At 40.4% G+C, this 8,994-nt stretch carries 8 protein-coding genes, 1 tRNA gene and 1 pseudogene; 5 read left to right on the plus strand and 5 right to left on the minus strand.

Annotated elements, in window-relative coordinates; translation table 11 throughout:
• Window positions 1–239 (minus strand): helix-turn-helix domain-containing protein (locus H140_RS0113240; RefSeq protein WP_019674130.1); only part of this gene is annotated, 239 nt, incomplete at its 3' end.
• 333 nt (window positions 240–572) lie between these two features.
• Between H140_RS0113240 and H140_RS0113245 the strand changes: the two genes are divergently transcribed.
• On the plus strand, window positions 573–2,162 hold the full coding sequence (locus H140_RS0113245) for a protein adenylyltransferase SelO (protein ID WP_019674131.1): 1,590 nt from the start codon (window positions 573–575) through the stop codon (window positions 2,160–2,162).
• 247 nt (window positions 2,163–2,409) lie between these two features.
• A complete protein-coding gene (locus H140_RS0113250; protein ID WP_019674132.1) occupies window positions 2,410–4,749 on the plus strand; it encodes an NADP-dependent malic enzyme in 2,340 nt (779 codons plus the stop codon).
• Between the two features lie 198 nt (window positions 4,750–4,947).
• On the opposite strand, the gene H140_RS0113255 is transcribed toward H140_RS0113250, so the two are convergent.
• Window positions 4,948–5,595: a BLUF domain-containing protein gene (locus tag H140_RS0113255; RefSeq protein ID WP_019674133.1), complete on the minus strand. Its 648-nt coding sequence runs from the start codon at window positions 5,593–5,595 to the stop codon at window positions 4,948–4,950.
• 136 nt (window positions 5,596–5,731) lie between these two features.
• Between H140_RS0113255 and H140_RS0113260 the strand changes: the two genes are divergently transcribed.
• The 3 genes from H140_RS0113260 to H140_RS0113270 all read left to right on the plus strand — a co-directional run bounded on the left by H140_RS0113260 (window position 5,732) and on the right by H140_RS0113270 (window position 7,667).
• Window positions 5,732–6,955 (plus strand): tRNA nucleotidyltransferase, encoded by a 1,224-nt coding sequence (locus H140_RS0113260; protein ID WP_019674134.1) that lies wholly within the window; start codon window positions 5,732–5,734, stop codon window positions 6,953–6,955.
• 81 nt (window positions 6,956–7,036) lie between these two features.
• Window positions 7,037–7,113, plus strand: a tRNA-Ile gene (locus H140_RS0113265).
• A gap of 173 nt (window positions 7,114–7,286) precedes the next feature.
• Window positions 7,287–7,667: a hypothetical protein gene (locus H140_RS0113270; RefSeq protein ID WP_156819201.1), complete on the plus strand. Its 381-nt coding sequence runs from the start codon at window positions 7,287–7,289 to the stop codon at window positions 7,665–7,667.
• Between the two features lie 24 nt (window positions 7,668–7,691).
• Here the strand turns inward: H140_RS0113270 and H140_RS16410 are convergent, their stop codons facing one another.
• The 3 genes and pseudogenes from H140_RS16410 to H140_RS0113285 all read right to left on the minus strand — a co-directional run.
• Window positions 7,692–8,135, minus strand: a complete 444-nt coding sequence (locus H140_RS16410) for a transposase (protein ID WP_156819202.1) — start codon at window positions 8,133–8,135, stop codon at window positions 7,692–7,694.
• Entirely contained in the window at window positions 8,072–8,695 is a 624-nt protein-coding gene (locus H140_RS16575) for an IS4 family transposase (RefSeq protein ID WP_156819204.1), read from the minus strand. The genes H140_RS16410 and H140_RS16575 overlap by 64 nt, the downstream gene beginning before the upstream one ends.
• A gap of 29 nt (window positions 8,696–8,724) precedes the next feature.
• Window positions 8,725–8,994, minus strand: a pseudogene (locus H140_RS0113285) (ISAs1 family transposase); the annotation flags it as partial.

Below are 8,994 nucleotides of genomic sequence, written 5' to 3' on the forward strand. Positions count from 1 at the left end.
CCTTGACCTGCTTTTGTTTGTAGCCCTTGTATGCCTTCGGCGTCATAACGGTTGAGCCAATTGTATACGCTTTGAATGTTGGTGTCGGTTATTTGTGCGATGTCTTTGGCTATTCTGCCATCACTTTTTAGCAGTATAATGTGACAACGTTTTCGATAACTGGCTGTTTTTCCGTGTTTATACCCGTGGTCTAGTGCTTTACGCTCGGCATCGGTTAGTTCTATTTGTCTTATCTTCATGATGGCTTTTTATGTCTGTTATGAAAAACTGTTATCATAACATAATTTTGTTCGATTACTTACTATAATGCTATATCTAACCCCACTCTCAACTCTTGGTTTAGGTTGTGACTTTAGCCCAGAATGTTTGATTAAAGACACACTTTGCTGGGCTAAAAGCACTTGTTTACATTAAGTTTTAATACGTCGATAATGGAGTTACATCTAGATATTAACAGCATTCATCGCATTGATTAAGACAAATTTATCACAACTCTTCCAACGAAGATGATTATTCAACAGACTCTAATCCAACCGCCATTTTACTTAATATAAGAAAAGACAACCAATATCATGAAGTTTAATAATAGCTATGCCACATTAGATCCCCGCTTATATCACAAACAGCCACCCACTGCCTTAACCAACCCTAAAGCAGGGCATCTTAACCCACTTGTTGCCAAACAAATTGGCTGGGATAAAGACATCAATTTGATGCAAAACTGGGTACAAATCTTGGCAGGTGCAGAAGTGCCTCAAGGTTTTGAGCCTTTAGCAATGGCTTATGCTGGCCATCAATTTGGACAATGGGCAGGACAACTGGGGGATGGACGTGGGCTATTAATGGCACAAGTCATTAATGACAAAGGACAGCTCACAGACTTACATCTTAAAGGTGCGGGACTAACACCCTATTCACGTATGGGCGATGGGCGTGCCGTATTACGTAGTACCATTCGTGAATATCTATGCGGCCATGCAATGACCGCCTTAGGCATACGTTCATCAAGCTCACTAGGCTTTGTTACCTCAGATACCAAGGTGCGCCGAGAGACGATTGAGCCAGGTGCTGCGCTAATGCGGGTTGCCGATACCCACATTCGCTTAGGTCATGTTGAATGGATTGCCAGCTTTGCCCCAGATTTATTGGGTGGATTTACCAAATATATGATCGAGACCTACTATCCTGATCTGCTTAAGTCAGACACACCCGTCAGTGATTTTATTAGCGCAGTTGTTGAACGTACGGCTACCATGATTGCAGATTGGCAGTTAATTGGCTTTGCACATGGCGTGATGAACACTGATAACTTATCCATAACAGGCACCACTTTAGACTATGGCCCTTTTGGATTTTTAGAGCGCTTTGACCCCGCTTGGATTAATAATCACTCAGATTACACAGGCCGATACAGTTATCAAAACCAGCCCGCGATTGGTCACTGGAATTTGAGAGTATGGATGATGCATTTTATGCAACTAGCTGGCAACACTATATTTCCAGGCAAGCAAGAAAACATCAGCAAAGACAAACTAGAGCAATGCTTAGCACAGTATGAAACTACCTTTACACGTCACTATCAACAAGGCATCTGCCGTAAACTAGGACTGCCTTGGGAAGGCGTCATTCAGGCCCAGACTCAACCGAATGTTGATGACATCAATCGTAGCTTAACTTTGGCATTTGAGTTTTTGCAATTTATTGAAGATAACAAACTAGATTATAGCAATAGCTTCCGTGCTCTCGTTGCTCTATTCAATGCCGACAACAACCCTCACGAATCAAGTTTGCTAGCCAATATCGACCATGAGCTAAGCACACCAGAGCTATCTAGATGGCAACAATGGCAACAAAAATATATTGGTCATGTGCAACAACAAGTTGCCAAACAGATCGATGTCTCTGCTGCAGAGTTACAATCAAATAGCCATCATTTTACCCCTGTTATCAATATATTAAAACAAAGCAACCCTGTCTATATCTTGCGCAACTCAATGGCACAAAAAGCGATAACTTTAGCTGAGACAGGTGATTTTTCAGAAGTAGATCGCTTATTTACACTATTAACCACGCCTTATGATGTGCAAGATAGTGCTAGCAAAGATGACTGCGAACCACCAGCTATCAATGCTAGACCCATAGTGATTAGCTGTTCATCATAATTATTTTGTTGCAGCCAAAACATTATTCATACAAAAAACCTATGAGTTAGCCTGTTACGCAAGATTAATGGTACTGAAACCTGTATAATCGTACTATTACTACGTTAAGCACCTAACTAATCGTTGCAACCTAGGGCTAGTAATGATAAAAATATAGATCTAGCAGATCTAACATAGTGCTAATATACCCTTGATTTTCCTATTCACGGATTTCACTTTTCAAATCAAAAGATAATTGGTCTAAAAAATGAGTAATAATACTTCTAAAACCACATCCTCAGAGCCAAATAATATCAGTGCAATGAATAAAGAACAATTTGAGCAGTCCGCCCTGCATTATCATGAGCATCCTGTGCCGGGTAAAATCTCTGTTACCCCAACCAAACAAATTGCTAACCAGCATGATTTAGCACTGGCCTACTCGCCAGGGGTTGCTGTACCCTGCCTAGAGATCCAAAAAGACCCTAAACTTGCAGCCAAATATACCGCACGTAACAATCTTGTTGGGGTAATTACCAATGGTACTGCAGTACTTGGCTTAGGTAACATTGGACCATTGGCCTCTAAGCCTGTGATGGAAGGTAAAGGTGTTTTATTTAAAAAGTTTGCTGGTATCGATGTGTTTGATATTGAGGTTGCACAAAATGATCCAGATAAGTTCATTGAAGCTGTTGTTGCCCTAGAGCCTACTTTTGGGGGTATTAACTTAGAAGATATCAAAGCGCCAGAGTGCTTTAAAATTGAGCGTGAACTGCGTAAGCGCATGAACATTCCAGTCTTCCACGATGACCAACACGGCACATCGATCATTGTCGGTGCTGCTCTAATTAATGCCTTACAATTAATTGATAAAAAAATTGAAGACATCAAAGTTGTTTGTTCTGGTGCTGGTGCTGCTGCTATTTCTTGTTTGGACTTAATCTGTGCATTGGGCGTACAAAAGTCAAATATCTATGTTTCTGACTCACGTGGCATAGTATCAACTAGCCGTGACAACCTAGATGAAACCAAACAACGCTATGCACGTGATACTGACGCCAAGACTCTTGACGATGTTATGGATGACATCGATCTATTCTTAGGTCTATCTATGCCTGGTATTTTAAGTGTAGATATGGTAAAACGCATGGCACGGGATCCCATTATCTTTGCCCTAGCCAACCCAACACCTGAGATTATGCCTGAGATAGCACATTCAGTACGCCCTGATGTGATCATGGCAACAGGCCGCTCTGATTATCCTAACCAAGTCAACAACGCCCTATGCTTCCCATATATTTTCCGTGGTGCGCTTGATGTGGGAGCTACCACAATTAATGAAGAAATGAAAATTGCCTGTGTCCATGCTATTGCTGCTATGGCCCATGTTGAAGCCACACCTCTTCAAGGCCAAAAGTATGTTGACTCAAGCAAAACCTTTGGCAAAAATTACCTTATTCCTGGTCCATTAGAGCCAAATCTAATCATCGAAATTGCACCTGCTATTGCCAAGGCAGCAATGGACAGTGGTGTTGCCACCTTGCCAATTGATGACATGGACGCTTATCGTCAGAAACTATCCGCCTTTGTCTATAATTCAGCCTTCGTAATGAAGCCCCTATTTGCCCGAGCTAAAGAAGATCCAAAACGTATTGTCTATTGTGAAGGTGAAGATCCTGATGTATTACGTGCGATACAAGTAGTGGTAGATGAAGGCCTAGCAAAACCAATCTTAGTTGGTCGTCCAGCAATCATTGAGTCACAAATTAAAGCACTTGGCTTGCGTTTGAAAGCTGACGAAAACTTAGAAATTATTAACCAAGATAACGATCCACGTTACAAAGATTATTGGCAGTTCTACTACGAAAAAAACAAGCGTAAGGGGGTAAGCATTGAGCTTGCTCGCCGTGACGTACGCCGCAAAACCACACTAATCGGCTCTTTACTGGTTGAAAAAGGTGATGCTGACGGCATGATCTGTGGTACTTTCAGTCACTACCACCTACACTTAGACTATGTACGCCGCGTCATTGGCAAATTAGATGGGGTCAGTGATTTTTACTCGATGAATGCGGTATTAATGCCAAACCGTAACCTATTTATCGCTGACACATATATTCATGAAGATCCAACCGCAGAGCAGTTAGCAGAAATGACCGTATTGGCTGTCGATCAAATGCGTCGCTTTGGCATTACACCACGTGTTGCCTTGTTGTCACATTCAAACTTTGGCACATCAAACAGAGCTAGCGCCATTAAAATGCGCCGTGTCTATGAAATCCTAACAGATATGAATGTCAACTTTGAGTTTGATGGTGAAATGCATGGTGATGCTGCCTTAGATGACCGTATTCGCCGTCACGACTTCCCACACAGTGTATTAAATGGCCCTGCTAACCTGCTTATTATGCCAACACTAGATGCCGCAAACATTGCCTTTAATCTAATTAAAACCATTTCAGGCAGTGCTTCTATCGGTCCAATCCTATTGGGTGCAAATAAGCCAGTGCATATTTTAACACCATCAGCAACGGCCCGCCGTGTGGTCAACATGACCGCCCTTGCTGTAACTGAAGCTCAAGATATCGAAGCAAACGCCAAAGATTAATCAAGGTATAGTTGTAAGTCAGATAAATGAGTTACAAGGCAACCGAGTTCAAGTACTACTGAAGTAGGCTAAACGAGGTTAACGCTGTAACTCTTTTATATGGCTGTTACTTTAGAGTCAAGTCAGTCCAACTTGTAATAAATAAGCCAGCAAATTTGCTGGCTTATTTTATCAATCTTAAATTTGACTGTGCCAAGATTAAAATATGGAACCATGCTTAATTAACAAAATGAGCAAGATAATAACCAATCCAAATAACAACCAATGTAAAAAACCAGAATCAACCCAATTAATCATCCTCACCTTAGGGTCTCTGATAATATTATAAGAAGCCTGTTCTGCATCGTACTCTTGATTAGGATTATCAAATTTTTGCATAGTCTCTAAAAAGTGCTCAATAAACCAAGATGACCAGCTTAATGGCTTAAATGGCATAAACTGCTTTAACACTAGACTATCACTTTGCAAACATGTTGCAGACCACAAACTTTGATCCAAGCAAAAACTACGCATACGCCAATCATTAAACATAGAGCGATCTATCTCTTTTAACAAAATAATCTGTACCTTGCTATGACGCTTATCTGCAAAAATCCGTGACATCAAAGGTGCGATCACCTGCTTTTGACCTTCTAAGCACTGCAAAAAATACTGGTGATCATTACAGAGCATCCCAGTTATATTGTTTTGTCGGTTATAATCTTCTGCATGCGCTCTGATGTGATCAAATAATAACAGATCTAGCTGACTTGACCTACTAATTTTACTAACATAAACCAACCTAATCAGCTTATGATCTTCTACATTGGCCAAGGCTTTTGTTAACTGGCTATCATTTGAGATCATCACTAATAACAACTCCACTAACACTTGGATACAAGAAACGAATTATAGCAAAAAAACTCAATAATAGAGTGTGAATATAGACTCACAACAAACCTAGCAAACCATATTTTATTTTAATGATCAAAAAGGGATAGCCATGCAAGTATATATCGTTGGAGGTGCTGTCAGAGACCAGTTACTAGGTCGCCCATTTACCGATAAAGACTTTGTTGTAGTCGGTGCCACCCCAGAGCAAATGCTACAAGCTGGATTTATTCAAGTTGGATCAGACTTCCCCGTCTTTTTGCATCCAATCACCAAAGCTGAATATGCGCTTGCCCGCACTGAGCGCAAATCTGGTAAGGGCTATAAGGGGTTTGAAGTTTATGCTGCCCCCGATGTTACCTTAAAAGAGGACCTACAACGACGCGATCTTACCATCAACGCCATGGCTATCGAGGTTCAAGGTCTCATGGACGATACTCCGATTAATGGTGAAGTCATAGACTATTATGGCGGTATACAAGATATTGAAAATAAAGTATTGCGCCATGTCTCAGACGCCTTTAGCGAAGATCCTTTACGGGTGCTGCGTATAGCTCGCTTTTTTGGGCGTTTTTATAATACAGATCATAGATTTAGCATCGCAAAAGAAACCAAAGCGCTGATTACAAATATCAATCAATCTCATGAACTACAACACCTAACTGCCGAACGTGTCTGGCAAGAGACCAGTCGCGCCTTAAGGCAATCTGCGCCTCAAGCATATATTGAATGCTTATTACAACTGGGCTCTTTGACCCAAATCATGCCAAGTCTGGCACAGGCATTAAGCAGCTCACAATCCAATAAGGATAGAGTTTTTCAAGCGTTACAAACAGCCGCTTCATTAAGGTTAACCCTTGATCAGCGCTGGTGTCTATTAATGACAAGCTTTGCACATCCAGAGCTATTTGAGCAATTACACACCTCTAGCACTCAAGCAAAACTAAATCCGAAACAACTAACTTACTGGTCGAAGCAGTCTGCTACTGTTGCTAATTTATTAAAAGTACCAAAAAAAATAGCCCAGTTTAATAGCAGTTATATTCAAAGCTACCCCTATTTAATCTTAGATTATCGACAAGATGCAAAACAGATAGCTAAGCTGATTGTTTCAACTAAGGCGGATAAAGATAATAAGGTTATGTTTCAGCTGTTTACCTTGCACAAAGTAATGCAACTGACATGCCAGCAACTTGACTTTGAGTGTTATATCAAGGCTTATCAGGATATTAGTATCAAAGATGTTGACAGTAGCTTACAGGGCCGTGCTATTGGTAAGGCCATAGAACACGCCCGTATCTGTGCAATTGCGAGTTGTCTAAAAAAAATTGATTAAACCCAAATTTTGGGGTTGCAAATTTTTAATTATCAGGTATTATAATGCGTCTATTGAAGCTAGTTTCCTAGCTGATACTTAGGGCCCATAGCTCAGTTGGTTAGAGCAGAGGACTCATAATCCTTTGGTCGCTGGTTCGAGTCCAGCTGGGCCCACCATATTCAAACCCTTACAACTCAACGGTTGTAAGGGTTTTTTAGTGCTTATTTGTTTTTATTTTTTTAGGGTACTTTCAATATTTAGGTACTATTTGGGTACTTGGACTTGCTGGCAATTGCCTGTATTATCTTATCTGTTGTCGCTATTTGTTGTTCTGTTTATTGAGATTGCCATGAAAGTTAAATTAACCAAAAAGTTTGTTGATACGGTGGCTTATGAAAATAAAGGCCATAAAGATTATCTTGATACTGAGCTGACAGGGTTTATTTTGAGGGTTGGTAAAACAACTAAAAAATATAGACTGTATAAGCGTATTAACGGCAAGCTGTATAAAGACTTGGTAGATGATGCGAGCATTATTACAGTAGGTGATGCCAGTGAGCATACTATTATTGCTGAACATCTAATGAAGTACACTAAGACTGTACCGTCATTAGCCCTTATCTTTCATCTGATAGACTGTATAGAGTTTGACGATGACTTAGGATGGGTAACCCTAACTGCGCTAAAAACGGCTATCAAATGGCAAGAAATGCTTGACTCATATGTATAGGATCTTTGTACACGACAAAAATGTTCAAAGTCTCAAAGGTCGTGGTTTAAGAGATAAATAACTCACCAAAATCTCAAACACACGTCGATTACCAGCAAAGAAATACGCACGCAAACCATCAATCAGGATATCCAAACCAATAGCAAACAAACTTTGCTGGGGTCGACCATGTTTCTTAAGCTTTTGTCTTTTAGGGTATTGCTGTACAGCCTTAATCCCAATGCGATATGACCAACAAAATGCTAATGCACAAATCGCAACTAACTTACTCACCCGATCCAACTGTGTAAGATGCGTATCTTCAAGATTAAACCCTCGTCCTTTAAAACAAGAAAACAAGGTTTCAATCTCCCAGCGCCTGCCATAAAGTGCCATAGCATCCGTCTGCTCTAAATTGTTGGTTACTACAATGACATAATCATTATCAGTATCACGCTTTGCAAATAGACGAACTTTAGCACCATACAAACGACTCTGGCTAACATAAACGTTTCATGATGAGATAGATGACGTAATAATGTTTTTACTTGCACCAACTTACCCTGATGATTAGGCACCAAGGTGTTGTGTTTGATGCGAATGCAAAACTTTATTTGCTCTTTATTTAGCCATTTGAACCAGGCTTTGCCGACAAACTCTCTATCGGCTAGTACATACTGTATTTTGTCTGCGCCAAAGGTATTGATGAACTTTTGTATAAACTCACATCTCTCATTACTATTGCTGTTGCCTTTTTTATCAAGTAGTGTCCAGTATAAGGGTATAGCGATTCCTTGATGAACAATACTGAGCATAAAGATGTTAATGTTCTTTTTACCCCATTGCCAGTTGGTTCTATCTATGCTGATGATGACTTTGTCTAAGTCAAAGAGTTGATAGATGAATTTGGCTATCTGGTCTTGGTCTAGGTCGACTTGTGCAAAGAAACGTTGTAGCCGTCTGTAATTACTGTTTGTCCTGCCTTTTATAAATCCTCTCGCTATTTGTTTGAGGTTACTGCTTTGTACTTGTATGATCGCTAGAATAATTAAGGCTAAACAGGTTCAGGGCAGTCGCACTACAAAACCCTACCGAACAGAACCTGCTCACGATAATCAAGATTTTGAGAAGCCCTGATACGGCGTCGTTTCACTGATAACTTGCCATCATCCCTATCACGCAGTAGATTTAAAGCCGTACGAGTTAGCAAGGCTTTATTACTCCGAGCATTCTTCTCAAGCTTTACCGAGTTGTCTTCACCGAAAGTCACATCAAGCACCCAGTGCTGAGAATTTTCTATTGCCCAATGAGAACGTATATATTGTGCAACGATAGGTAAATCAGTCAA

This window comes from Psychrobacter lutiphocae DSM 21542, from assembly GCF_000382145.1.
In the GTDB taxonomy this organism is placed as follows: Bacteria; Pseudomonadota; Gammaproteobacteria; order Pseudomonadales; family Moraxellaceae; genus Psychrobacter; species Psychrobacter lutiphocae.

Bases quoted from the DNA above. Each gene is read 5' to 3' on its own strand.
- H140_RS0113245 (WP_019674131.1), top strand. From the start codon at position 573: ATGAAGTTTAATAATAGCTATGCCACATTAGATCCCCGCTTATATCAC.
- H140_RS0113255 (WP_019674133.1), bottom strand. From the start codon at position 5,595: ATGATCTCAAATGATAGCCAGTTAACAAAAGCCTTGGCCAATGTAGAA.
- H140_RS0113260 (WP_019674134.1), top strand. From the start codon at position 5,732: ATGCAAGTATATATCGTTGGAGGTGCTGTCAGAGACCAGTTACTAGGT.
- H140_RS0113270 (WP_156819201.1), top strand. From the start codon at position 7,287: ATGAAAGTTAAATTAACCAAAAAGTTTGTTGATACGGTGGCTTATGAA.
- H140_RS0113250 (WP_019674132.1), top strand. From the start codon at position 2,410: ATGAGTAATAATACTTCTAAAACCACATCCTCAGAGCCAAATAATATC.